This is a genomic window from Sinomicrobium endophyticum (genome assembly GCF_052983315.1).
The window spans coordinates 1-26,282 of record NZ_JBRKIS010000035.1 but is presented as its reverse complement, the minus strand read 5'-3'; the positions used below and the strand labels follow the sequence as shown (position 1 = coordinate 26,282).

Genomic DNA, 26,282 nt, shown 5'->3' with positions numbered 1-26,282 from the left:
AGGTTGCTTCCGATGTCCTACCCAACTACTTCAGCGGCAAACCGGGTTACGTTGACCGCTAACGGGTTTGCTTCCGATGTCATACCCAACTACTTCAGCGGCAAACCGGGTTACGTTGACCGCTAACCGGGTTGCTTTTGATGTCATACCCAACTGCTTTGACGGTAAACCGGGTTACGTTAACCGCTAACCGGGTTGCTTCTGATGTCATAACCAATTACTTTGACGGTAAACCGGGTTACGTTGACCGCTCAGGGGAATGAGTTTACGGTGCCATGAACCTCTTTAGCCGTAAAAGGGAAAGGGAATGAATGCGTAAGCAATTGGGTTAGCGGTTAACCTGGTTGCTTATGAATGCGTACGCAAATACAAAAGCGGCGAACTTAATTAAGTCCGCCGCTAACCGGGTTGCTTTAGCCGCTAACCCAAACCGGTTCGGTGTTAACGCAATCCCTTAAATGGCCCTATCCCGGCTTGTTCGGAAACAAAAATCTACACGGTTCCTAAATCCGGAAACGTTTCCGGATTACCCTGGCAAGGACGATAAAAGCCATTGCCGCTACGGCAACCAACCTTTTCAGCTTGCTCCCTAAAGCCCGAACCGGGGTAATAGCTAAACCGGCTCACAGCATGAATAGCTTTAGTGGCGCGTTCATGATTTACTCCTTTACCGTGGCACGCATCGATACACGGAGCCCAAACGAATGCCAGAAGGAGACCGGACAATCATTATTCAGCTTGCTTTTATAGTCTTCCTGATCTGAATCCCGACCATAATGTTACATACAAGAGCACAGTCATATGATAATACCGAACATATTTGTGTATTTCGTCGACAAAATCGAACACTTTATCGATTTACTCGAATGAGATAATTTTCAAAATCCCGAAAAACCAAACTTATCCGATATTTGACCTGTGATTCTTTGACACCGTCGGGATGATCAACAAAATGAAGAACATACTTTATACCATATAAAGTTTCGGATTAGTTAGTTGTTTTAAGATTCATGGTTGGTTTAGATTTTTACTGTTGTTTATTTTTGGGGTAGTTTAACATGTAAATGTTAATTTTAATAAGCACAGTAATCCCAAGAAGCTGTCTGTAAAAAGGCAGCTTCTTTTTTTTATCCCATAGCACCCCTATATTTCCATATAGCTTTCCACACTTTACTTTTTTCTTCTCCCGGGGATATCCTATATTCGTATGTAGAAAAAACATATCTATGCACAACATCAAAGAACTATTTAACAATTCATACGGCTTTGCCCCTTTCAGTAAAATACAACCCGGCGATTACCTGTCTCTCATAGAAAATGAAATTGAAAACGCCAAAAGGGAAATTGACGAAATAACTTCAAATCCCGAAGCCCCCGATTTCCAAAACACCATAGAGGCTATGGAATATTCCGGAGAATTCCTGGACAGGATTACCAGCATGTTCTTTAACCTCAACAGTGCCGAGACCAACGATGAAATCCAGAAACTGGCACAAAAGGTTTCTCCCCTGCTGGCCGAATTCGGTAATGACATACGGCTCAACCAGGATCTTTTTAAACGTATCGAAGCGGTTTATCTCCGGAGAGAAACCCTGGGGCTGGACACAGAACAACAGACATTGCTGGAAAAACGATATAAGAGTTTTGCACGAAACGGTGCGGGGCTTGCCGAGGATAAAAAAAGACAATTGCGGGAAATCGATAAGGAACTCTCTTCGCTCAGCCTGAAGTTCGGAGAAAATGTCCTTGCGGAAACCAATAAGTTCGAACTCCATTTAACCGATGAAAAGGATATTTCCGGACTTCCCGAAGGAGCCGTGGAAGCTGCCAGGAATCTCGCGGAAAGCAAGGATAAAGAAGGATGGGTATTTAACCTGAACTATCCTAGTTTTATTCCGTTCATGACATATGCGGACAATCGTGAACTTCGCAAAAAAATGCTGCTCGCTTCCGGAAGCAAAGGATTTCACGGTGACGAACTGGACAACCGGGAAATTATCCTCAAAATCGCACGCCTCCGGTGCGAACGTGCCAAACTACTCGGGTATAAGACACACGCCCATTATGTCCTGGAAGAACGAATGGCCGAAACTCCGGAAAAGGTTAATGATTTCCTTAATGAACTTCTCGAAAAGGCAAAACCCGCAGCGCAAAAAGAGTTCGGACAATTACAGGAATTCGCCCGCGAACAGGACGGTATTGATCAATTACAAAAATGGGACGGCGCTTATTATACGGAAAAGCTTAAACAAAAATTGTTCGATCTCGATGACGAAAAGCTCAAACCGTATTTTAAGCTGGAAAATGTAATCCACGGCGTATTTACCGTAGCCAATAAACTATATGACCTCAACTTCGAAGAAGTCGATGACGTAGACAAATATCATGAAGATGTCAAAACGTACAGGGTAACGGATAACGATGGCAAATTTGTTTCCCTTTTTTATGCCGACTTTTTCCCCAGGCCGGGAAAACGGAACGGTGCGTGGATGACTTCGTATAAGTCACAATGTATTAAAAACGGGATCAACGATCGTCCGCATATATCCATTGTATGCAACTTCACCAAACCGACAAAAACAAAACCCTCACTGCTTACTTTTAACGAGGTCACTACGCTATTCCATGAGTTCGGACACGCTCTTCACGGGATGCTGGCAAATACCACATACCCGTCCCTGAGCGGTACCAGTGTATATTGGGATTTTGTAGAACTCCCCAGCCAGGTTCTGGAAAACTGGTGTTACGAAAAAGAAGCTTTACAACTCTTTGCCAGGCACTACGAAACAGAGGAAGATCTTCCCATGGAATACATAAAAAAAATTAAAGAGTCTTCGAGCTTTATGGAAGGAATGCAAACTCTAAGACAACTCAGCTTCGGACTTCTGGATATGAGCTGGCACGGTATGGACCCTACCTCCGTAACCGATGTAAAAACACATGAAGCAAACGCTTTTGCCGCTACCAATCTTTATCCGGAAACTCCCGAAACCTGTATGAGCACCGCATTTTCCCATATCTTCCAGGGAGGATATTCCTCTGGGTACTACAGCTATAAATGGGCAGAGGTCCTGGATGCGGATGCTTTTGAATTATTTAAGGAAAAAGGAATTTTCAATAAGGAAGTGGCCACCAGGTTCAAAAACAACGTACTTTCTAAAGGCGGAACAGAAAACCCGATGACCCTTTACAAACGTTTCCGCGGACAGGAACCGAAACCGGATGCCCTGCTTCGAAGGGCAGGTTTACTGGAAAAAGTTTCCTGAACCGGTTCTTTGTGACAAAACAAAAAGCGTGGTGCTAAAGAAATATTCACACCACGCTTTTTTATTTTTTCTTAGCTTTTTCCAGGGCCTGATAACCGCCTTTCAGGTTATATACTTCTTTAAATCCGAGAGAATCCAACGACTGAGAAACTTTGGCGCTTCGTTTACCGGTTTTGCAATACAGATAAACCGGCGTTGTCTTATCGATCCCTTTCCACTGCCCTATAAAATCGGGGTCGGAATAATCCAGGTTTAATGCCCCTTGAATATGTCCCTCCCCATATTCTTCCGGAGTGCGCACATCCACCAGGAACTTCCCTGCCAGTTCCTTTTCATCTACTTTTGTAATATCCAATTCCTTGACCTGCCCACGGACAAACATTCCCGTAAGACAACAAAAGATTACCAGCAAATACTTCATGACATACAAAATTTAATTCGATATAAAATTAATGAATTTATTGAACTCGTTTAAACTTTTTTGATTGAAGCGAACCTGCCTGGCCGGCAGGCAGGAAATAGCAATTTTTGTTCTACAGGCAGGCTTTTTTGAGCAACATAGCAGCGCTACGTTGCGAGAAAAAGACAATCTGTGGGGCAAAAAGGGCTTTTTGCAGCCAATTAAGGAAAGTTTAAATGAGTTCATTTACAACTCTTTCAAAAACACTAATAACAGCCCCCATAAAACCGGTATGCCTTCTACCCGGAAACTACTATAATATTTATTTTGGTTTACTCTCGAATAAATAAGGGCTATAGCTACCAGTATTGCTATTACCAGCAAAGACAAACCGTCCGGCCACAACTTGTTCTGTTTAAGCAATTCCAGCGCCAAAACCAGAAACAATAGAGTCACCCCTATTAATTTGGCGTTACGCACACCTGTTTTTTGCGGTATGGTTCCCAACGAAAGATCATCCACAGCCATGTCCCTGATCTCGAAAGGAATGGTTAAAACCACAACAAACAGAAAACGTTGCAGCCACTCCAGGCTTACATCCCACATCCATCCGTTTTCGGCATATACTATTTCGTAATTATTTACCAAAGGCACTAAAACCGTTGTTCCGCTCCACACCAGGGCCACAATAAAAATCTTTATTCCCGGCAAGTTCCTGATATTCCGGAAAGACGCATATAGGGGTACCGCATAGAAAAAGGAAAGTACCACAAGTATTCCGAGGACAAGAAGAGCCCTAAAGTTAAGTTGAAACAGATAATATCCGCACAAAGCAAAACAGATAAAACTGAAATACTGTATGCTCTTCACATGCCTGGTCTTTACGATATAAAAACGTCTTGCCTCACTGCCATATTTAATAAAATTATACCCAACTATAGTCCCGTAAAAAACCACGTAACAAACATTCTCATCATACGGGATCCCGAAATTCAGCAAGGTAATAACCGTCAGCGAATAAACAGCCAGCCCAACATGTATACTGGCCTCGATATAGAAGTTAAATATCCTGGTTAAAAAGCTCATCAGACAAAAATAAAGATAATTCGATAATGAAATAATTCGATAATGAGCCAATTTGATAATTCACGCATTGGTACATTAACGCATTGGCACATTGTAAAAAACTTTGTGTACAAGAACATCTAAAACGTAATATATAATATGTATTTTTGCGCCGCAAACACAACTAATTTACACATACACTTAATTTCAGAGAATGAGAACAGATTCCTTTGCTGTACGCCACATAGGGCCGCGAGAGGGCGACCTTGATAAAATGTTGAGTGTCATAGGAGTGGAAAGCCTGGATCAACTGATCTATGAAACCATCCCGGACGACATACGATTAAAAGAAAACCTGGATCTTCCCAGGGCCCTGAGTGAAAACGAGTTTCTTTATCACATCCAGAAACTGGCCGCCAGGAACAAAATGTTCAAATCCTATATCGGGTTGGGGTATCATGAAACCTTTACTCCTTCCGTAATAAAAAGAAACGTGCTGGAAAGCCCGGGCTGGTATACGGCTTATACACCTTACCAGGCAGAAATCGCACAAGGAAGACTGGAAGCATTACTCAATTTCCAGACCATGATCTGCGACCTTACGGGCATGCCGCTTGCCAATGCTTCCCTTCTCGATGAAGGTACCGCTGCGGCCGAAGCAATGGCCATGCTTTTTGAACTGCGTTCCAGAGATCAGAAAAAAAATGATATCGTTAAATTTTTCGTTTCCACGGAAATTTTACCGCAAACCTTATCCATACTGAAAACCAGGGCTGTCCCTCTGGGAGTGGAGCTGGTAACGGGAGACCATACGACTTTTGATTTCACTCCGGATTTCTTCGGAGCTATCCTTCAATATCCCGGTAAATACGGACAGGTTTACAATTACGGGGAGTTTGTTAGTAAAGCTAAAGAAAACGACATTAAAGTAGCCGTAGCCGCCGACATCCTGAGCCTGGTTATGCTGACTCCTCCCGGTGAATTCGGAGCGGATGTAGTAGTAGGAACCACACAGCGTTTCGGGATACCGATGGGATACGGAGGCCCTCATGCTGCTTACTTTGCCACAAAAGAAGAATACAAAAGAAACATTCCGGGAAGGATCATAGGAGTTACCAAAGATGCAAATGACAACCGTGCACTCCGGATGGCATTACAAACCCGCGAACAGCATATAAAACGGGACAGGGCCACTTCTAACATCTGTACCGCACAGGTACTCCTCGCCGTCATGGCCGGGATGTATGCCGTTTATCACGGACCGGAAGGCCTGAAATATATAGGAAGTAAAGTACACCGTTCTGCCGTTACGCTTTCCGGCGTATTGGAACAACTCGGTTACGAACAAACCAATTCTTCATACTTCGACACCCTGGTATTCAAGACGAATGCTTCCAGGATACGTAAAGTAGCAGAGAGCCACGAGATCAACTTCCTGTACATCGACGACAATACGGTTTCGGTGGCTATAAATGAAGCTACTTCCACAGACGACCTCAACGATATCATTGCTGTTTTCGCAGAAGCTGCGGAAAAAGAAACCGTTATTCTCGATTCTCTTAAAGAAACAACTGCAATTCCGACAGCACTGCAAAGAACATCCGGTTTCCTCGAGAACGAAGTGTTCAATGCCTACCATTCCGAAACCGCGTTAATGCGATACCTGAGGAAGCTGGAGCGAAAAGACCTTTCTCTTAACCACTCCATGATCTCTCTCGGTTCCTGTACCATGAAACTGAACGCAGCTTCCGAGATGCTACCCGTAAGTATGGCACAGTGGGCAAACATTCACCCCTTTGTTCCCGTAGAACAGGTAGAAGGTTACCAGCAAGTACTTCGCGAACTCGAACAGCAGCTCAATGTTATTACCGGTTTTGCCGGAACATCCCTGCAACCGAATTCAGGAGCTCAGGGAGAATTCGCCGGGCTGATGGTCATCCGTGCTTATCACGAAGCTAACCGGGAGACTAACAGAACCATCTGTCTTATCCCTGCCTCTGCCCACGGTACCAATCCGGCTTCGGCAGTAATGGCCGGAATGAAGGTGGTGGTGACCAAAACCGATGAAAAAGGTAATATCGACGTGGATGACCTGCGCGAAAAAGCAGAGAAACACAAAGACAACCTGGCTGCCCTAATGGTGACTTACCCTTCCACACACGGGGTATTCGAGTCTTCCATAAAAGAGATTACCAGGATCATACACGACAATGGCGGACAGGTATACATGGACGGTGCAAATATGAACGCCCAGGTAGGTCTTACCAATCCGGCTACCATCGGGGCAGACGTATGTCACCTTAACCTGCATAAGACCTTTGCCATTCCGCACGGCGGCGGCGGCCCCGGGGTGGGCCCCATATGTGTGGCAGAACACCTGGTAAAATTCCTGCCGTCCAACCCTGTAATAAAAACGGGAGGTGACCATGCCATAACCGCAATTTCGGCTGCTCCATGGGGAAGTGCTCTCGTATGCCTGATCTCCTATGGCTACATCAAAATGCTCGGAGTTAACGGCCTGACGAATGCAACGAAATATGCTATCCTCAACGCTAACTATATAAAAAACCGGTTTAGCGGACACTTTGATGTGCTCTATACCGGAGAAAAAGGCAGGGCGGCACATGAAATGATCGTGGATTGCAGGCCTTTCAAGAAAAACGGTATTGAGGTAACCGATATAGCTAAACGCCTGATGGATTACGGTTTCCACTCGCCTACCGTATCCTTCCCGGTAGCAGGCACACTAATGATCGAACCTACGGAAAGTGAGAATCTGGAAGAACTCGACCGCTTTTGTGACGCCATGATCTCCATCCGTTCGGAAATAGACAAAGCTACGGCAGAGGATGCGAACAACGTACTGAAAAATGCCCCTCATACCCTGGAAATGCTTACAGCAGAAGAATGGAACCTTCCATACACCAGGAAAGAGGCTGCTTACCCGCTGGATTATATCCCGGAAAACAAATTCTGGCCTTCCGTAAGACGCGTAGATGATGCCTATGGCGATCGTAATCTGATGTGTACCTGCGCTCCTATGGAAGCATATGCAGAAGCAGAATAAAACTTATAAAACATTTGATTTACAAGGCTTTCGAGAAACTTTTTCCGAAAGCCTTTTTTATTTCTTATTTTTATCTGACAGTTTTATCTGAATCAAAATCACCGTTGGACATCGTATTTTTATTATGCACGCATAATAAAAATAAAAAGCAATTCCATACCTTTAGAAAAAATTATTCGTACAATGAATATCAAAATCACTGGTACGGGATGCTATATTCCTTCTGAAGTAGAGCTGAATTCAGGTTTTCACGAACATGAATTCTTTGATGTCAATGGTGTCAGGCTCGATCTTCCCAACCAGGTTATTATAGACAAGTTCAAAGCTATAACCGGTATTACGGAAAGACGTTATGCCAAAGAACATCTCAATACGTCCGATCTCGCCTTTTTTGCAGCAGAGAAAGCCATCGAGGATTCAGGTATAGACCCGGAAACTTTAGACTACATCATTGTTGCTCATAATTTCGGTGATGTAAAGCACGGTTCCATACAGGGCGACACGGTTCCCTGCCTGGCTTCCAGGGTAAAACACTCGCTTCAGATAAAAAACCCGAAATGCGTTGCCTACGACCTTCTTTTCGGCTGTCCCGGTTGGGTAGAAGGACTTATACAGGCCCAGGCCTTTATAAAAGCCGGCATGGCAAAAAAATGCCTGGTTATCGGGGCAGAAACCTTGTCCAGAGTTATCGATAAACACGACAGGGATTCCATGATATTCTCCGATGGTGCCGGGGCCACGATAATTGAAACTTCGGAAAAAGACGAAGGTATCCTTGCGTGGGAATCCGCAAGCTACACCCACGATGAAGCCTATTACCTCTATTACGGTAGCTCCTTTAACAAAACTCTCTGCCCGGACACCCGCTATATAAAAATGTGCGGAAGAAAGATATACGAATTCGCCTGTATTCATGTCCCCCAGGCCATGAAAGACTGCCTGGACAAAAGCGGAGTATCTATAGATGACGTCAAGAAAATATTTATCCACCAGGCAAATGAAAAAATGGACGAAGCCATTATAAAGCGCTTTTTCCGCCTCTACGAAAAAAATGTTCCCGAAGACATCATGCCCATGAATATACAAAAGATGGGAAACAGCTCCGTAGCCACTATTCCTACCTTGCTGGATATGGTGAAAAAGGGAGAAATCGAACGTCAGTCCATACATAAGGGAGATGTTGTTATATTTGCAAGTGTCGGCGCCGGTATGAATATCAATGCCGTCGTGTATAAATGCTGAATATGTACGAAAACAACTTTCCAAAGAAAAGATACAAGATAACATTAGATTTTCTCCGGGAACACATTCCCGCCAATGCCCGGATACTGGACCTGGGTACTCCCAACCCCTTTTCCGAGGTTATGGAAAAGGAAGGCTTCCGGGTAACCAACACCAAAGGCGAAGACCTGGATACGGACGTACACAGCGTAACCGAAAACGGATATGATGTAGTTACCGCTTTCGAGATTTTTGAACACCTTGTAGCTCCCTACAACGTGGTGAAAGCGATAGACGCGGATAAGCTTGTGGCCTCTATTCCACTCCGGTTGTGGTTTGCCTCCGCCTATCAAAGCAAAACCGATATGTGGGACAGGCATTATCACGAATTTGAAGACTGGCAGTTCGACTGGCTCCTCGAAAAAGCCGGGTGGGAAATAAAGGCCAGGAAAAAGTGGACCAACCCGGTGAAAAAAATAGGCATTCGCCCTTTATTGCGATATTTTACCCCAAGGTATTATATGGTTTATGCAGAGCGGAAGAAAATAATTACTTAGGCCATTATACAATGACCTACTATGTCGTTATACCCGCCCACAACGAAGCTGAGTTTATACATCGCACCCTCCAATCAGTTGCGGCACAGACACTTTTACCTAAAAAACTCGTTGTTGTAAACGATAATTCCTCAGACGATACTCCAATAATCGTTTCCGAATTTACCGCGAAACATTCCTGGGCAAAGATGGTCACAAACACTGAAGCATTATCAGAACATGTGCCCGGAGGTAAGGTAATACGTGCCTTTTATAAAGGTCTGGAAACCCTGGACAACAATTATGACTTTATCGTTAAAATGGATGCTGATGTTGTACTCCCTCCGGATTATTTTGCCACTATTGCCGGTACATTCCGGGAAGATAATTCCGTAGGTATCGCCGGCGGTTTGATTTACATCAGGCAGGACAGCACCTGGGTTTACGAAACTATTGCCGACAAAAGCCATGTTCGCGGCCCGGTAAAGGCCTATTCCAAAATGTGTTTTGAAAAAATAGGCGGATTAAAACCTGCTATCGGATGGGATACGGTCGATGCCCTTCTTGCCCGGTATCACGGTTTTAAAATACGTACCGTCGAAAACCTGGAAATAAAACACCTCCGCCCTACCGGAGGTTCTTATACCAAAAAAGCCAGGCTATTACAGGGACAAGCCATGTACACTATGCGTTATGGTTTTCTCATCACTTTTATAGCATCGGCCAAGACTGCCTGGAAACAAAAAAAATGGGAAGTTTTGAAATACAATATTCAAGGATATATAGCTGCCGGGAAACAAGCTATCCCCTTCCTCGTTACGGAAGAAGAAGGAAAATTTATCCGCAATTACCGATGGCAGGGCATTCGGAAGAAGTTGAGAATTTGACAGGCCCGGACAATTGTTTGATCATTGACAATGGTTCCGGATCTCATCTTTCTTTCCCAAAAAAAACAGCCCTTCCCTTTCCGTCTTATATCCAACCTCTAAGATCTTCCATCTCTACAACGGCAAATGCACTACCTTCTTTGTCTCAAAAAAGTCTTCATCAAAATAATCGGAAAGCAGGTATTCGGTTGCTTTGGGAAATGGTTTTAATTCTTCGCTGAGATCCCCTCCTTTTAGATACAGAATACCGTTTTTAAGATCGTGCCGGTGTTCCCTGTTGGTTTTGTTGTTAACCCATTTTACAAAATCGGGCATATTGGTTACGGCACGGCTTACCACGAAATCAAACTGTCCTTTTACTTTTTCCGCCCGGGTATGTTCGGCCTTTACATTTTTCAGTCCGAGGGCTTCTGCAACGGCCTGTACCACTTTTATTTTTTTGCCGATGGTATCCACCATATAAAACTCCGTATCCGGGAAGAGTATGGCCAGCGGTATACCGGGAAAACCTCCTCCCGTTCCTACATCCAGTATCCTGCTCCCGGGATTAAAAGATTGTACCCTTGCTATCCCCAGGGAATGCAGTACGTGCCGGATGTACAGTTCCCCGATATCTTTCCTGGAGATCACATTTATCCTGGCATTCCATTCGGTATATAACGATTCCAGTTGTTCAAAACGGGACGCCTGTTCTTCCGGGAGCCCGGGAAAATATTTCAGAATTACTTCGAAGGACATGGATGGTATTTTGGGCAAAAATAAGCAAAACTAAAATTTGTAGCCTCCATATACACATCATCTCTACGAATTAGTTATTTTTGGAGATTCGTAACGGGTTGTTTTTAACCGGGATTAATAGTTAGAATAACTTTTTTATAAATTGAAGAATGCCTTAAATGTTATATAGGAACTCGTTTAAACTTTTTTGATTGAAGCGAACCTGCCTGGCCGGCAGGCAGGAAATAGAGATTTTTGTTCCAAATTTTGGCTTTTTTGATCCCGATAATTATCGGGATGGAAAAAGTTTAAACGAGTTCTAGGATAATAACACCGGCAAACACGGAAATAACAAGTATTATTAAAAGGCAACTCTGAAGAACACTATTAAGCACAGATTATTTTAATGGAAAACGAGACGCTTAGATTTTCAAGGAAAGACACACAAAATTTTTTCAGGACACTGAACAAACGGGTAAATGCCTATTTTAAGGAAAACAATATAAAGAGAACGGGAAACTGGAAACTTTACCTGAAGACCATTATTATGTTCTCCATTTTTCTCACTCCCTATTTCATCATTCTTACCCTCGACATCAATCAATGGTTGCAATTATTGCTGACCGTGGTCATAGGTGTTGGCATGGCGGGAGTAGGAATGAACGTAATGCACGATGGCAATCACGGCTCCTACTCGTCCAAACCCTGGATAAACAACCTTATGGGGGCCAGCATTTATATACTGGCAGGTAATGTGTACAACTGGCGGGTACAGCACAATGTGCTGCACCATACCTATACAAACATTCACGGACACGACGAGGACCTGGATGCCGGCAGGATCATCCGGTTTTCCGAACATGCCAAATGGCGCAGGTTTCACAGGTTCCAGCACTATTATTCCATATTCCTCTATGGGCTGCTTACCATTAACTGGGCCGTCACAACCGATATACGACAAATGCGGCGGTATTTAAAGCGGAAACTGTCTTATGGCAAACTCCAAAGCCCGGTAAAACAGTGGAGTGTTCTTATTATCAGCAAACTCATTTACATTTCTTTGTGGATAGTACTCCCCATGCTGGTACTGGACATTGCCTGGTGGAAGATCCTCATCGGGTTCTTTATGATGCACTACACTGCCGGACTCATTCTGAGTATCGTATTTCAACTGGCCCATATTGTCGAAGATACCGCTACCCTGATGCCGGACGAAACGGGCACCATGAAAAACACCTGGGCCATTCACCAGCTGTTTACCACTGCCAATTTCTCTACCAGGAACAAGATCGTAAACTGGTTTACCGGGGGGCTCAATCACCAGGTTGAACATCATATTTTTCCCAGTATCAGCCATATACATTACACAAATATTGCTAAAATTGTTAAACAGACCGCCAGGGAATTTAATTTGCCTTATTATGAGTACGAATCTACCAGAAAAGCTATAATTTCGCACTTTAAACACCTGAAAGCATTGGGTAAAAAACCCGTGTATATTTACAATTAAGAACATATACGACAGATGGAACAACAACTTATGGAACAAAAGCTATCTGAAAGAATCCTGAACATGTCTACTTCCGCTACACTGGCCATGGCAGCTAAAGCCAGGGAACTCAGAGCGGAAGGAAAGGATATCATCGGACTGAGCCTGGGAGAACCCGACTTCAACACTCCCGATTTTATAAAGGAAGCCGCAATACAGGCCATTAACGATAACTATAACAGTTATTCGCCGGTAGACGGTTATGCCGATCTTAAAGATGCTATCATTACCAAATTCAAACGCGATAACAACCTGACCTACAAACCCGATCAGATCGTGGTTTCTACCGGGGCAAAACAATCGCTGGCCAATATAGCACTGGTAATGATCAATCCCGGGGATGAGGTAATACTTCCCGCCCCTTACTGGGTGAGTTATTCCGATATCGTAAAGATCGCGGAAGGTGTTCCGGTTGAAGTTCCTACTTCCATAGAGAACGACTTTAAAATGACCCCGGAGCAACTGGAAGCAGCTATTACACCGAAAACCAAAATGTTGTGGTACAGCTCTCCCTGTAACCCGAGTGGTTCTGTCTACAGCAAAGAAGAATTAGAAGCCCTGGCCGAAGTCTTGAGAAGACACCCACAGATATATGTAGTATCTGACGAAATATACGAGCATATCAATTTTGCCGGTGGTCACGTGAGCATCGCAACCATAGACGGTATGTACGACAGAACGATTACCGTAAACGGCGTATCCAAAGCCTTCGCCATGACCGGATGGCGTATCGGGTATATCGGTGCACCTTCATGGGTTGCCCGTGCGTGCAACAAAATGCAGGGACAAATAACCAGTGGCGCCAACTGTATCGCCCAGAGGGCAACCATTACCGCCCTGGAAGCGCCGGTAAGCAAGATACAATACATGATCGATGAATTTCACAAGAGACGGGACCTTGTATTACAACTTCTTAGCGAGATCGACGGATTCCAGGTCAACGTACCCGAAGGAGCTTTCTATGTTTTCCCTAATATTTCCGCTTTCTTCGGAAAGACTTTAAAGGGGAAGATGATAGAAAACGCTTCCGACTTCTCCCTTTACCTGCTGGAAGAAGCCAACGTAGCCACCGTAACAGGAGAAGCTTTCGGAAACCCGAACTGCATCCGTATATCTTACGCGGCTTCCGAAGAAGAACTCAGAGAAGCCCTGAAGAGGATAAAAGAGGCCCTGGCATAATTCCGGGACCTGACATTATTATAGAAAAAAGCCACGGATGTAACCATTGTCCGTGGCTTTTTTTATTTCCCGCCTGCAACCCGATATGATATTTCAGGCGCAAAGCATTGCGCTGCTATTTCGTATCCTTTCCAACTTCAGGATATCACTTCTAATTTCGTACTTCGTACTTCTAACTTTGTATCGTATCTTTGTCCAAAAATTTTTTTGATGTCAGAAAATGTTACTCCCTACAAAGATTCCAAACTGGGAAAAAAGGAACAGGTTACCCAAATGTTCGACACTATTTCCGGGAAATACGACGGGCTGAACAGGGTTATTTCTTTCGGTATTGATATAAAATGGCGAAAAAAGGTGGTGCAGATCGTTACAGATATCCAACCGGAAACCGTTCTGGATATAGCCACGGGAACAGGAGACCTGGCCATTAACCTGGCGCAGACGGGAGCTAAAAAGATCGTGGGTCTGGATATATCTTCGGGCATGCTGGAAGTAGGGAAAAGAAAAGTTGCGGAAAAAAAACTGGACAACACCATTGAAATGGTTCTTGGTGACAGCGAAAATCTTCCGTTTGAAGACAATTCTTTTGACGCCGTAACCGTAGCATTCGGCGTAAGGAATTTTGAAACCCTGGAAAAAGGGCTTGCCGAAATTTTAAGGGTCCTGAAGCCAGGTGGTTGTTTCGTGATACTAGAGACCTCCGTCCCTACCAAAACACCTTACAAACAGGGCTATAACCTATACACCAAACACATTCTGCCACTTATCGGAAAAATATTTTCCAAAGACCGTTCCGCATACGCTTACCTGTCCGAATCCGCCTCCATTTTCCCTCATGGAGAAAAACTGAACAATATTTTGGCAAAAATCGGGTTTATAAAGGTAAAACACCATCCCCAGACTCTTGGGGTAGCTACCATATATGTAGCATCTAAATAAAAAGTCATGTTATACCATAACAACCCGGAAACCTTAACCGTATGAACAAGACTCTACTTTGTGCCCTGGTGCTGACCCTGTCCAGCTATAGTGCTTTTTCTCAGTTTAAAGAAAACCCGATAATCAACCTGGAGAATTTTGACAAACAACCGCTCCACTGGGGATATTTCCTGGGAGTAAACCAATACGATTTTAAATTTGATTACAACGAATATGACTCCCGGCAGGATCTCAGGGACGTACAGGTGAACAAAACCATAGGTTTCAATGTGGGACTCATAGGAGACCTTCGCATAAACGATTATATGAACCTTCGCCTGGAACCCGGGTTGTACTACACCCAGAGAGACCTCTATTTCCCCGGTTTTTATAATGACGATGGTACTTTTAACGAACCGGATGGCCTTCGGGAAGTAAAATCGACCTATATCCATGTTCCTTTACTCCTGAAAGTGGGCACCAAACGCATGGGGAACATTAAGCCTTACATAGTTGGCGGATTTTCCTCTTCCATGAACCTGGGAAGTAATGAAAGCAGCAGGGAAGATAACCGCGAGGGCAAATTCCGGATGAAAAAACAGGCGTATTACTACGAAGTAGGGTTCGGGATTGATTTTTACCTGTATTACTTTAAATTTTCTCCCTCCATTCGCGGTGTATTTGCTCTTAATGATGAGTTGAAACCTGACGACAATCCGGCAAGTCCCTGGACCGGAAACATTAACAATATGTATAGCCGGGCCATATTTATCAACCTTACTTTTGAGTAAAGCCGAATTCTTTATAAATATCCCAAAACCTGCCATTGTGCTTTAACAGGGATATGCCCCGGGCAGTAAAAGAAGTCTCAAATTTCCGTGCCCCATATTCGGGCCAAACCTGATGGTATAAATCTTCGGAGAGGTCGCGTGTAGCAATGGTCATATGCGGATGGAATTTATGTGACATTTCCTTCTCCGAAAATTCCAATCTGTCCGACAGCACGTTACGCAAGCTTTCGTAAAGTCTCCTTATCGGTTCGTGGTTTTTGACCTTCACAAAAATAACTCTTGGCGGAAAACTGTCAAATCCGGACAGGTCCACCGGGAAAGATAATTGTACTGTGGCGAACTCTTCCAAAGCATCTGACATGACCGGTTCTTCGGCCGGGTCTCTCCGAAATGGCATTTGCAGGGTAATATGCGCCGGGGATTTCAATGCGTACCCAACCCCAAACCTGTTCTTCAATTCTTCTTTCAACGCCCTGACACGCTCACGGATATCCGGCGGAGGAACCATCGCGATGAAATACAGTTTCTGATCCATAGAATAAAAGTACATATTTATTAGCACCCTTTTTATTTCCTGCTCCCTTAAGGTAGATGATAAGTTGATGAGTTTTGGAGTTTTGGAGTTGGGGAGTTGGGAGTTGAAACTATATTACTTTGGATAGATTAGAAATCCATAGTTTTTTTTCGATTTCTGATTACTTCGTTAAGTTTTTCCCCTCCCCCCTCAAGGGGGAAATCACTCTTCTTCTATTTAAAAAACGTCACAGCTCCCCTCTTGAGAGGGGTTGGGGGTGTGTGTAGAGGGTTGGTATTTAAAAATGCGCCCCCGCATACTTCCTCTATTATGTCCCCATATTCCAAAAACTGCTATATTTACAAAGTGAACTGGGAACAAGCACTGAAAGATTACGGTCATTACCTGCGTATAGAAAGAGGGCTGTCGGCCAACTCCCTGGAAAACTATTCGCTTGATGTAAAGAAGCTTATCCTCTTCCTGGATACACATGATATAAAACAATCTCCCATTACCATTACGGCAGAAATCGTTCAGCAATTCGTCTACGAAATAGCCAAAGAAGTCAACGCACGGTCCCAGGCAAGGATACTTTCCGGATTGCGCGGCTTTTTCAATTACCTCATCTTCGAAGATTACCGTAAGGACAACCCGATGGAACTCATAGAATCGCCAAAGATAGGCCGTAAATTGCCGGACACCCTTTCACAGGAAGATATAGACAACCTCATCGGTTCCATTGACCTCAGCACCCCGGAAGGAGAGCGTAACCGGGCCATGCTGGAGACCTTATACAGCTGTGGTCTCCGGGTATCGGAACTCACGGCATTAAAAATATCGGACCTGTTCTTTGAAGAAGGTTTTATAAAAGTCACCGGTAAAGGGGACAAGCAGCGCTTTGTACCTATAGCTCCGGTAACACAAAAACTCATTGACATATACAGGAAGGAAATAAGGGTGCATATTAAGGCTCAAAAAGGACACGAGGATATTTTGTTCCTGAACCGAAGGGGAAAACAACTTACACGCGCCATGATATTTACCATCATCAAGCGCCTGGCGGAAAAAACCGGGTTACGGAAAAATATCAGTCCCCATACCTTCCGGCATTCCTTTGCCACGCATTTACTGCAAAACGGGGCCGATCTCCGGGCCATTCAGCAAATGCTGGGGCACGAAAGTATTACCACTACCGAAGTTTATATGCATGTAGACAGGTCTCAACTGGCAGAAGTAGTTCACAAATACCACCCAAGAAACCTGGAAAGAGAGTAGTCCGCAAAAATTATCACTTAATTGCCGCTTCCCTTCCCTTCTTTTTATAGGGCCGGATAATGAGTCTCGCTTCCCGGTCAAAACGGATATAGTTATATAACCAGTTGACAAATACGACCATTTTATTTTTAAAGCCTATCAGGGCAAAGAGGTGCACAAATATCCATACAAACCACGCAAAAACCCCTTGAAATTTCCATCGCGGAAGATCTACAACCGCTTTGTTTCTACCTACGGTAGCCATAGAACCTTTATCGAAATAGCGAAAAGGCTTCATCGGCTTGCCCAGTATATATTTAACCAGGTTATTTCCCAGCAATTTTCCCTGTTGTATTGCGGGCTGGGCCATCATGGGGTGTCCTTCCGGATATTTTTCGGTAGGCATATAAGCCACATCCCCGATGGCAAAAACATCTTTATATCCCTGTACCTGGCTGAATTCGTTCACCTTAATACGATTTCCCCGGGCAATCAATTCCTTCCCATCCACACCCTTCAGTGTTGCTCCTTCCACACCTGCGGTCCAGATGAGGGTTTCCGTTTCAAAAGACAGCCCAGTATTGGTGGCTACCGTATAGCCGTCATAGTCCGTGACAAAAGCGCTTTTCCAGATATTAACCCCAAGTTTTTCCAGGAATTCCTCGGCTTTTTTAGAAGCTTTCGGGCTCATGGCATCCAATACCCTGTCTGTTCCCTGGATAACGTTTATCTGCATCTGCCGTATATCCAGGTCAGGGTAGTCTTTAGGCAAAATTCCCTTCTTGATCTCTGCCAGGGCACCGGCAAGTTCCACCCCGGTAGGCCCGGCCCCCACTATTACAAAATTCATAAGGGCATTTCGCTTGTCCAGGTCATTGGTGAGCAACGCCTGTTCAAAATTTTCGAGAATAAGGCTGCGAAGGTTCAATGACTGCGGAATGGTCTTCATGGCCATTCCGTTTTCCTTTATATTGTTATTTCCGAAATAATTGGTCCTGGAACCCGTAGCTATAACCAGGTAATCATAAGTTATAAATCCTATATCCGTATGTATGGTTTTCTTCTCCGGTTCTATACGTTCCACATGGGCAAGTCTGAAATAAGAATTCGGGTAGTTTTTCAGCACTTTCCGAATGGGATAGGCTATGGAGTCGGGCTCCAGGCCCCCGGTGGTTACCTGGTATAGTAATGGTTGAAATGTGTGGTAATTGTGTTTATCCAGCATGACCACCTGGACGTCCTGTTTCCCTAAGCGTTTTGCCAATTCAAGGCCGGCAAAACCTCCGCCTATGATTACGATCCTGGGAGAACTGGTCTTTGGAATATTCATTATAAAGAATTGAGATTTGTGGTGCAAAGGTAAGTCTTATCTACCTTTTTACTATTGAACACGTTCAATTTATTCCTCCAAAAAATTTATAAAATCAACATATTTTAAAAAATGCGTTACACTTCCCTATGCCATCCTGCTTTTTATATTAAATTTATATCAAAAACACACCCTATGAAAAGATTAAACACCACTCTATTAACGTTTTTATTACTTGTTTCACTAGGTTACTCTCAAAAAAATACGGATAAACTACTTTCCGAGCTAGACAAAAAGAGTACATTTTACGACGACATTGCCCAATCTATCTGGGAGTATGCCGAAATGGGATATCAAGAGGAAAAAAGTTCGGCACTACTACAAAAAGCCTTAAAGGACGAAGGCTTTTCCGTAAAAGCTGGAATTGCAGGAATACCTACTGCATTTATTGCCGAATATAACAATGGCGGACCGGTAATCGGTATCCTCGGGGAATATGACGCTTTACCCGGGCTATCGCAGGAAGCGGTCCCCGAAAAAAAATCCCGGGGCGAAAAAGCGGGGCACGCCTGCGGGCATCATCTCTTCGGTACGGCTTCGGCAGCTTCCGCTATTGCTGTTAAAAACTGGTTAAAAGACAATAAGGTTAAAGGGACGGTCCGTTTTTACGGTTGTCCCGCAGAGGAAGGAGGCTCCGGCAAAGTTTATATGGTCAGGGAAGGGGCATTTGACGATGTAGACGCGGTTATCCACTGGCATCCTTCTTCTGTAAATGCCGCCAATGCAGGCGCTGCACTGGCCAATAAATCGGCCAAATTCCGTTTTCACGGTATTTCCGCCCATGCTGCTGCCGCTCCCGAAAAAGGAAGGTCCGCCCTCGATGCGGTGGAGGCCATGAATTATATGGTAAACATGATGCGGGAGCACGTACCTTCGGATGCGAGGATACATTATGTTATTACCAGTGGAGGAAAGGCCCCTAACGTGGTCCCGGATTTTGCCGAGGTTTACTATTATGCCAGGCACGCCACAAGAGATGTTGTTGTAGATATCTTTGACCGTATGGTAAAAGCTGCCGAAGGTGCCGCTCTGGGGACAGGCACCACTATGGAATATGAAATGATAGGCGGCACGCACGAGCTCCTGCCCAACCTTACCCTGCAAAAAATAATGTACGACAACCTGGTATCCGTAGGAGGTTTTGATTATACGGAAGAAGAAAAAGCTTTTGCGGAAAAAATAGGCAAAACCCTGGGGTTGGAAAAAGTGAATTATGACGCTGCCAAAAATATAATGCCATACCAGGAAACAGGAACTCCGGAGGGCTCTACGGATGTAGGCGATGTCAGTTTTACCGTCCCTACCGTGGGTATGGGATCCGCAACCTGGGTGCCGGGAACACCCGCTCATAGCTGGCAGGCTGTTGCCGCCGGAGGGATGAGCATCGGTAAAAAGGGAATGATGATCGCGGCAAAGGCCATGACCCTTACTGCTGTAGACCTGTTTTCCACCCCGGAGACACTCGAAAAGGCCAAAGAAGAATTCCTGGAAAAGAGAGGTGCCGACTTTAAATATATTCCTATGCTGGGAGAGCGGGAACCGGCGCTGGATTACAGGAAATAAAGGCCCATACCATCCGTTATAAATCCCGGCTCCCGGAAACATGTCATTACAGTGCTTGTCCGGAATCCGGGATACCTATTATTCCGCATATTTTTGTAACAATCTTTAGAAATGTACTACTAATCATAAAATAACTTTAATTAGTGGACAAAGAACTGGAACATAGTTTCGTTACTGAGCTGGAAAGGAACCAAAATATTGTACACAAGGTGTGTAGGTTATATACCTCTACTCCGGATGAGCACAACGATTTGTTCCAGGAAATAACCATACAACTCTGGAAAGCCTATCCCAAATTCAGAGGAGAAGCAAAATTCAGTACCTGGATGTACCGGGTTGCCCTGAACACTGCTATTACCCTGTATCGCAAATCAAAAAAAAACCTGCCTACACAAAGTTATGAGAACATACTCATTAACCTGAAGGCAAGTGAATACAATGATGAAGAGGAACAACAACTAAAATTAATGTACGATGCTATAAAACAATTGAGTGATGTGGAAAAAGCCTTGATCTTTCTGTACCTGGAAGACAAGAACTACAAGGAAATATCCGACACCCTCGGTATTACGGAAGTAAATGCCAGGGTAAAAATGAACCGGATAAAGTCGAAGTTACGAACTATTTTGAACCCGTAGAGTTATGGATGAGTTAGAGCTGTTAAAAAAGGACTGGAAGAAAAAAGAGGCCTCGTTTCCGAAGTTGTCTTATGAAGACATTTATAAAATGATCTGGAAAAAATCCTCTTCGAATGTGAAATGGATATTCATTATAAGTATGGCAGAACTTTCGCTCGGACTGGTATTCCTGTTTTACACGCCTTCTTATATGGAAGAGATGAATTATCTTTTTATAGATATCTTGCTGTATATCACTTACCCGGTTATCATTTTCTTTGTATACAAGTTTTACATGAATTACAAGAAAATATCCGCTACTTCTTCGGTAAAAGGGCTTATGGATTCTATTCTGAAAGCGAGAAAAACAGTAAAACACTACATTATTTTTAATCTTGCTGTTATTTCCGTAAGTTCCATAAGTACTTCCATAGTGACTTATGTCAAAGGACATGGGGGATGGGATGTTTACAAGCAGAATTCCCATCTCAGCGATCACCTTATCCTGATCTTCTTTGCTGTGCTCGTCACTGTGCTTATCATAGGTGTATGTCTTGGTATTTACCTGCTTCTTTACGGCTTTTTACTTAGACGTCTCAACAGGAATTACAAGGAACTAAAGCAACTGGAGGTTTAGTTGGTGACGAGCTATTGGATTACAAGGTTTAAAGCCTATGCCCCAACCTAATAACCCAATAACTTATTAACTTAATAACCCCTATTATACTCCTTTTGCAGGGCAGGACGACCTTTTTCCATCCATTCCGGCGCTTTTTCACCTTTGAGATAATGATCGAAAAACTGCATCATCCGTATGGAAAGGTCTTTCCGGTTACCCCAGCTACTGCCTTTGAGGTTATGAGGTTCTCCGTTATAGGTGAGCATCCATACCGGTTTATCCAGTCTCCGCAAAGCCACAAAAAACTCTATTCCCTGGTACCACGGCACAGCACCGTCATCATCGTTATGCATCATTAACAACGGCGTATTTACCTTATTGGCATAGAACAGGGGAGAATTTTCCAGATACAGATCCAGTTTATCCCAAAGTTTTCCGCCTATGCGGCTTTGTGTATGTTCGTACTGGAACATCCTGCTCATACCCGTCTGCCAGCGAATTCCGCCATAAGCGCTGGTCATATTACTTACGGGGGCTCCCGCCATAGCAGCGGCGAACATATTGGTCCTGGTGATCAGGTATGCGGTCTGGTAACCTCCCCAACTCTGTCCTTGCAGGGCAATGTGAGAAGCGTCTACATAAGGATGGTCCGCAATAAGTTTTTCCACCCCGCTTACAATACAATCATAAGCGCTCTGCCCGGGGTATCCTTCTTTATACACGATGTCCGGCACAAACACCAGGTAATCATTACTGGTATAAAAAGTTTTATTTATCGTGGACCTGCTGGGAGCCGGGATATAATGCCTGTGATACGTATCCGAATTCAGCTCGTAATAATATACCACCACGGGATACTTTTTCCCGGGTTCCATATTCTCAGGCTTGTACAGCAAGCCTTGTAAAGGCACATCATCATAGTTTTTCCATTCTACCAGTGAAACACTTCCCCACTTAAATTCTTTTTGCTGCGGATTGGCTTCGGTAAGTTTTTTCGGGGTATCTAACGCTGTCGTAGTTATCCATACATCGGGATAATCCGTAAAACTTTCCCTGGTAAAAAATACTTTGTCCTCGTCTTTGGCTTTTCGGGGAATTCCAAACCTGTAATCTCCTTCCAAAACCTTTTGAGGAGTTTTTTCCCGGCTTATATCCGCAAAGGCATACCCGGCTTTTTTCGTCATTTCTTCAAAACAGGACAGCCATACCTCTCTTCCGGTATCTATAAATTTTTCTTTCGGGTCTAATTGCAGATACCTGTATATCGTTTTGTTCTCCCTGCCGTTTTTAGTCACTCTTACGGGCCTGCCCTTTCCTGCCGGGTCCAGTTTCCAGATATCATAGCGGTCGTATATGAAAACTGCTTTATCCCCTTCGGACCAACCGGCTACACCGTAAGGGCGAGGCTCACTCGGAGTGTCGTGTCTTTCATCGTAAAAATGGACATCAATGCCTTTGGTAAGCGCCACCCCGGCATTGTTTTCCAGGTCTATGGAATAATAAATACTGTCTTTTCGGTTGTAGTACACCGCATATTTCTGGGAAGAGCCCACCCACATATGGCCTTGTTCTTTTACCAAAAGTTTTCTTGCTCCTGTTTTCAAATCCACGGTATAAAAGTCCTTGACCCACAACCCTGTCCAGGACATGGCTCTCTGGTAGGCATCCCCGTCTTCGGCCAGTACATATTTTCCATCGCCGTGGTCCAGGACTGTTACGTCGGCCAGCGTACTATCGGACAATTGTATTGCATCTCCGGAATCAAAATCATATACTGCGAGGTAATTCTTCTTTTTGTCTTTTGCCAGGTTCGCTTTTTGTTGCGGTTGCAGTCGTTTATCCGTCCACGACCAGATATCCACGGAAGACCGTTCGTTATTAAGCAAGGTGTCTTTCGGGTGCTCGTCTTCCCGAAAAGCAGTCCCGAAAAACATTCTTTTACCGTTTTCCGAGAAAAATATATTTCCGTTCTGCGAAGGAACCCAGTTGTCCGGGATATTGCGGACATTTTTGATTTCGACCCCGGAGATCTTTTTCTTATTCCCCGTGTAAAGTCCGTATGTTTTTATCTTGGTGGTATCCGGTGAATACAGGAATCCCAGTTTTTCTCCCGCAGGTCCCAGGGTGATTTTCTCCACCGAACCTTCATCGTGAAACAAGGTATCGGCACTTTGGGTGTCCGCATCAAAATACACTACTGCTACCCTGGTAGCCGTACTGTCTTTCTGTTCAGTTCCCACCAATAATTTATTTGCCTTACGGGCCCAGGTAAAAGATTTGGCATTCCGAAATGCGATACTGTCTTTTTTCAACGGATTCCGAACAACCACCAGCGTATCTTTTTCTTTCTTTTTGGAAGCCGTAGCCGTATCATTTTCCTTTTGAATTCCGGATGTCACTACAGTTTTATATGCCAGCCAATCCCCTCCTTCCGCCGGGATGCTAAAATTCTTTACATCCGGGTATTTTTGTATTTCCCCGGTTTTGAGAATATAAACTCCGAGGGAATCTACCGGGAGTTTATCCTTTTTCCATTTCGCGGTTTCCGCTTTTCTACGGAGTGCCATAGGAGGTTTTATGTGGAAAGTCACAAAAGAACTGTTGCCGCTGATACGGGCATCTGCCCCCCTGGCAATAGTATCGGACACCCCGGTGCCGGTATGGGTAATAACAAGGGCACCGTCTCCGTTACCTGCATTGTATTCGTATACGAGATAATTTCCGTTATTGGACAACTGTCGTTTTTCAATAGACCTCCAACTGTCGAAATCGTCTGTAGTAAGAGATTTTTTCTGTGCAAAAAGCATTCCTGCCGATAAAAACAGAAATGCGGACACATGTAGTTTTCGCTTCATGTTAGTTAGTGTTTATTTTACGGAATCGAGTTAGTCAGCCGGATTTACGGCCATAGTATTTTCTTGTTCCTTTTTCTGTTATTCCGTCCGCACACTATCCCTAATCCCCTTCTTTATAACTCCACCTACGTTTTTCATTCAGGGCTTCTTCCATTTCCAATGCTTCTTCCGGGATCACTTTAAGGAAGGACGGATGCTGTTCGATGGCGTATTCCAGTTGTTCCACAATTTGCTCCACACTATCATTTTCGTAATCTATCTGCAGTGGTTCTTTGATAACCATCGACTGTAATATTCCTTTCTTCTTCACCCATATTCCCTTTTTGTCGAAAGACCTTCGGAAACCGTCTATAACTACCGGGATCACTATGGGTTTGTATTGTTTAATAATATGCGCTGTCCCCTTTCGTATGGGTTTCCAGGGTTTTGTAGTCCCCTGGGGGAAGGTGATTACCCAGCCGTCTTCCAGGGCTTCCCCTATGTTCTCCGTATCCTGCAGGTTTACGCCCCGTTGTATTTCCTTTCCTTTTTCCCGCCATGTACGTTCTACGGTAATGGCCCCCGCATATGCCAAAATCCTGGTAAAAAGCCCCGCACGCATGGTTTCCTTTGCAGCGACATAGTAGATATTGAGTTTGGGATTCCAGATATACCCTACATTTTTTATGGAATCCACCCTGTGGGTAAGACTTGCGTTAAACACGTGGAACATAGCCACTACATCGGCAAAATAGGTCTGGTGATTGGATACGAACAACACACCGGCATCCGGCAGTTCCTTGATGATCTCCGACCCTTCGATCTGAAGTTCATTGAATCCGCGGTACCTGCGGTGGGTAAGCACCCCGAATACCCTGATCAACCATTTTTTCAGGAACAGAATATGTCCGAAAGGATTTTTTTTGAATAATCCCATGTACTGGTCATTAAATTTTAAAGGTTACGACAACGGCCGGCCTTACAAAAATATACATTTATATTATTAAACTCATCTTGACTTTTTCTATAGGCAGCAGGGCAAACGCATCATAAAATTATAAATAGTTCAAGGTTACAGGTTTCAAATTACAGGTTACAAGTTGGGCATGCCTGAATATGGTTGCCTTTTTTCTGGTTAATAATTAATCTTAAATCTCGGTTTTTGTTCAGGGGTTAACCCCTGAACAAAGGTTTCAAATTCTACAGGTTTCATATTTTTTAGTGAACCATGTGGACGTTGATAATTGTACTTTTCTACGATTTTTTTTATCAATATTCTCCCTTGTTTTAAACTGATATGGGAGTGGTCAAAATCGATATATTCATTTTTTAATATGCCGTTTAAAGATTCTGCATGAGCATTCTCCCAGGCTTTACCGCCCATGCTAGGCTGTACCTGATTTTCTGTATGTAACTCAGCTAATCGCTTATAAACGTATTGGCTGCCTTTATCCGAATGAAATATGAGTTGTTTCCGTTCGGTTTTAGCAGTCGTGGCCAGGGCTTCCCTATAAGCTACAACTATAGTATCCTCTGCGGTCAGGGTGGCTGACAAACTCCAGCCTTTGATTTTCCTACTGTACACATCCAGGATCAAGGTCAGGTAATAAGGCTTCTTAGCCGATACAGCGATATAGGTAATATCACTCACCCAAAGCTGGTTGATCCCGGTTAGTTGTAAATCAGTGATCCGATTAGGATACCAATGCTTCCCCCCATAAGTGGTACGGTAACGGTTGCGCTTGCGCTTTAACCTAAAGCCATGACTCAGCAATAAGGCCTCGGTCTTGTCCCGACCCATCCCGGTAGGCTTGAGCTCCGCATAGAGCTTCCTACAACCCAGCCGAGGATGGCCCTTACGAAGCTCCCTTGCGCCTTCCAGAACACTATTCCTAACCCGGAGTTGTTCCTGGTGG

21 protein-coding genes are annotated in these 26,282 nt (G+C 44.2%); 13 read left to right on the top strand and 8 right to left on the bottom strand.

Going from position 1 to position 26,282, the window contains the following annotated elements; all coding sequences use genetic code 11:
- The first annotated feature begins 1,226 nt into the window (after positions 1-1,226).
- Positions 1,227-3,266 carry a M3 family metallopeptidase gene (locus ACVBDU_RS13100; protein WP_447180186.1) on the top strand — a complete coding sequence of 680 codons (2,040 nt, stop codon included), beginning with the start codon at positions 1,227-1,229 and terminating at the stop codon, positions 3,264-3,266.
- A 61-nt stretch (positions 3,267-3,327) separates the two neighbouring features.
- Here ACVBDU_RS13100 and ACVBDU_RS13095 read toward each other — a convergent pair whose 3' ends face one another.
- Positions 3,328-3,687, bottom strand: coding sequence for a rhodanese-like domain-containing protein (locus tag ACVBDU_RS13095; RefSeq protein WP_447180185.1), 360 nt, complete (start codon positions 3,685-3,687; stop codon positions 3,328-3,330).
- Between the two features lie 225 nt (positions 3,688-3,912).
- Positions 3,913-4,752 carry a hypothetical protein gene (locus tag ACVBDU_RS13090; protein ID WP_447180184.1) on the bottom strand — a complete coding sequence of 280 codons (840 nt, stop codon included), beginning with the start codon at positions 4,750-4,752 and terminating at the stop codon, positions 3,913-3,915.
- A gap of 193 nt (positions 4,753-4,945) precedes the next feature.
- Here ACVBDU_RS13090 and gcvP point away from each other — a divergent pair, with 193 nt between their 5' ends.
- From gcvP to ACVBDU_RS13070, 4 genes are all read left to right on the top strand, one after another.
- Positions 4,946-7,798: an aminomethyl-transferring glycine dehydrogenase gene (gene gcvP / locus ACVBDU_RS13085; protein ID WP_447180183.1), complete on the top strand. Its 2,853-nt coding sequence runs from the start codon at positions 4,946-4,948 to the stop codon at positions 7,796-7,798.
- Between the two features lie 183 nt (positions 7,799-7,981).
- Positions 7,982-9,040, top strand: a complete 1,059-nt coding sequence (locus ACVBDU_RS13080; protein WP_447180182.1) for a 3-oxoacyl-ACP synthase III family protein — start codon at positions 7,982-7,984, stop codon at positions 9,038-9,040.
- Between the two features lie 2 nt (positions 9,041-9,042).
- Positions 9,043-9,576: a class I SAM-dependent methyltransferase gene (locus tag ACVBDU_RS13075; RefSeq protein ID WP_447180181.1), complete on the top strand. Its 534-nt coding sequence runs from the start codon at positions 9,043-9,045 to the stop codon at positions 9,574-9,576.
- An 11-nt stretch (positions 9,577-9,587) separates the two neighbouring features.
- Positions 9,588-10,442 (top strand): glycosyltransferase family 2 protein, encoded by an 855-nt coding sequence (locus ACVBDU_RS13070; RefSeq protein WP_447180180.1) that lies wholly within the window; start codon positions 9,588-9,590, stop codon positions 10,440-10,442.
- Positions 10,443-10,556: 114 nt separating this feature from the next.
- Here ACVBDU_RS13070 and rsmG read toward each other — a convergent pair whose 3' ends face one another.
- Positions 10,557-11,180 (bottom strand): 16S rRNA (guanine(527)-N(7))-methyltransferase RsmG, encoded by a 624-nt coding sequence (gene rsmG / locus ACVBDU_RS13065; protein ID WP_447180179.1) that lies wholly within the window; start codon positions 11,178-11,180, stop codon positions 10,557-10,559.
- Positions 11,181-11,565: 385 nt separating this feature from the next.
- Between rsmG and ACVBDU_RS13060 the strand changes: the two genes are divergently transcribed.
- The 4 genes from ACVBDU_RS13060 to porT all read left to right on the top strand — a co-directional run bounded on the left by ACVBDU_RS13060 (position 11,566) and on the right by porT (position 15,596).
- Positions 11,566-12,669, top strand: coding sequence for a fatty acid desaturase family protein (locus ACVBDU_RS13060; protein ID WP_447180178.1), 1,104 nt, complete (start codon positions 11,566-11,568; stop codon positions 12,667-12,669).
- Positions 12,670-12,699: 30 nt separating this feature from the next.
- Complete coding sequence (locus ACVBDU_RS13055) at positions 12,700-13,887, top strand: pyridoxal phosphate-dependent aminotransferase (protein ID WP_447180187.1); 1,188 nt, start codon at positions 12,700-12,702, stop codon at positions 13,885-13,887.
- Between the two features lie 210 nt (positions 13,888-14,097).
- A complete protein-coding gene (gene ubiE, locus ACVBDU_RS13050) occupies positions 14,098-14,826 on the top strand; it encodes a bifunctional demethylmenaquinone methyltransferase/2-methoxy-6-polyprenyl-1,4-benzoquinol methylase UbiE (protein WP_447180177.1) in 729 nt (242 codons plus the stop codon).
- 41 nt (positions 14,827-14,867) lie between these two features.
- On the top strand, positions 14,868-15,596 hold the full coding sequence (gene porT / locus ACVBDU_RS13045) for a type IX secretion/gliding motility protein PorT/SprT (RefSeq protein ID WP_447180176.1): 729 nt from the start codon (positions 14,868-14,870) through the stop codon (positions 15,594-15,596).
- Here the strand turns inward: porT and ACVBDU_RS13040 are convergent.
- Positions 15,583-16,131 (bottom strand): 2'-5' RNA ligase family protein, encoded by a 549-nt coding sequence (locus tag ACVBDU_RS13040; RefSeq protein ID WP_447180175.1) that lies wholly within the window; start codon positions 16,129-16,131, stop codon positions 15,583-15,585. The two genes, porT and ACVBDU_RS13040, sit on opposite strands and share 14 nt — an antisense overlap.
- Positions 16,132-16,476: 345 nt before the next feature.
- On the opposite strand from ACVBDU_RS13040, the gene xerD reads away from it, so the two are divergent.
- On the top strand, positions 16,477-17,385 hold the full coding sequence (gene xerD / locus ACVBDU_RS13035; RefSeq protein ID WP_447180174.1) for a site-specific tyrosine recombinase XerD: 909 nt from the start codon (positions 16,477-16,479) through the stop codon (positions 17,383-17,385).
- Positions 17,386-17,398: 13 nt separating this feature from the next.
- Here the strand turns inward: xerD and ACVBDU_RS13030 are convergent, their stop codons facing one another.
- On the bottom strand, positions 17,399-18,694 hold the full coding sequence (locus ACVBDU_RS13030; RefSeq protein WP_447180173.1) for an NAD(P)/FAD-dependent oxidoreductase: 1,296 nt from the start codon (positions 18,692-18,694) through the stop codon (positions 17,399-17,401).
- A 174-nt stretch (positions 18,695-18,868) separates the two neighbouring features.
- Between ACVBDU_RS13030 and ACVBDU_RS13025 the strand changes: the two genes are divergently transcribed.
- From ACVBDU_RS13025 to ACVBDU_RS13015, 3 genes are all read left to right on the top strand, one after another.
- Positions 18,869-20,296: an amidohydrolase gene (locus ACVBDU_RS13025; protein ID WP_447180172.1), complete on the top strand. Its 1,428-nt coding sequence runs from the start codon at positions 18,869-18,871 to the stop codon at positions 20,294-20,296.
- A gap of 143 nt (positions 20,297-20,439) precedes the next feature.
- A complete protein-coding gene (locus ACVBDU_RS13020) occupies positions 20,440-20,934 on the top strand; it encodes an RNA polymerase sigma factor (RefSeq protein ID WP_447180171.1) in 495 nt (164 codons plus the stop codon).
- A gap of 4 nt (positions 20,935-20,938) precedes the next feature.
- Positions 20,939-21,550: a DUF8845 family protein gene (locus ACVBDU_RS13015; protein ID WP_447180170.1), complete on the top strand. Its 612-nt coding sequence runs from the start codon at positions 20,939-20,941 to the stop codon at positions 21,548-21,550.
- A gap of 71 nt (positions 21,551-21,621) precedes the next feature.
- Here ACVBDU_RS13015 and ACVBDU_RS13010 read toward each other — a convergent pair whose 3' ends face one another.
- The 3 genes from ACVBDU_RS13010 to ACVBDU_RS13000 form a co-directional block, all read right to left on the bottom strand.
- Positions 21,622-24,387, bottom strand: coding sequence for an alpha/beta hydrolase family protein (locus ACVBDU_RS13010; RefSeq protein WP_447180169.1), 2,766 nt, complete (start codon positions 24,385-24,387; stop codon positions 21,622-21,624).
- Positions 24,388-24,487: 100 nt separating this feature from the next.
- Positions 24,488-25,303 (bottom strand): lysophospholipid acyltransferase family protein, encoded by an 816-nt coding sequence (locus tag ACVBDU_RS13005; protein ID WP_447180168.1) that lies wholly within the window; start codon positions 25,301-25,303, stop codon positions 24,488-24,490.
- A 198-nt stretch (positions 25,304-25,501) separates the two neighbouring features.
- Positions 25,502-26,282 (bottom strand): IS3 family transposase (locus ACVBDU_RS13000; RefSeq protein ID WP_447178419.1); only part of this gene is annotated, 781 nt, incomplete at its 5' end.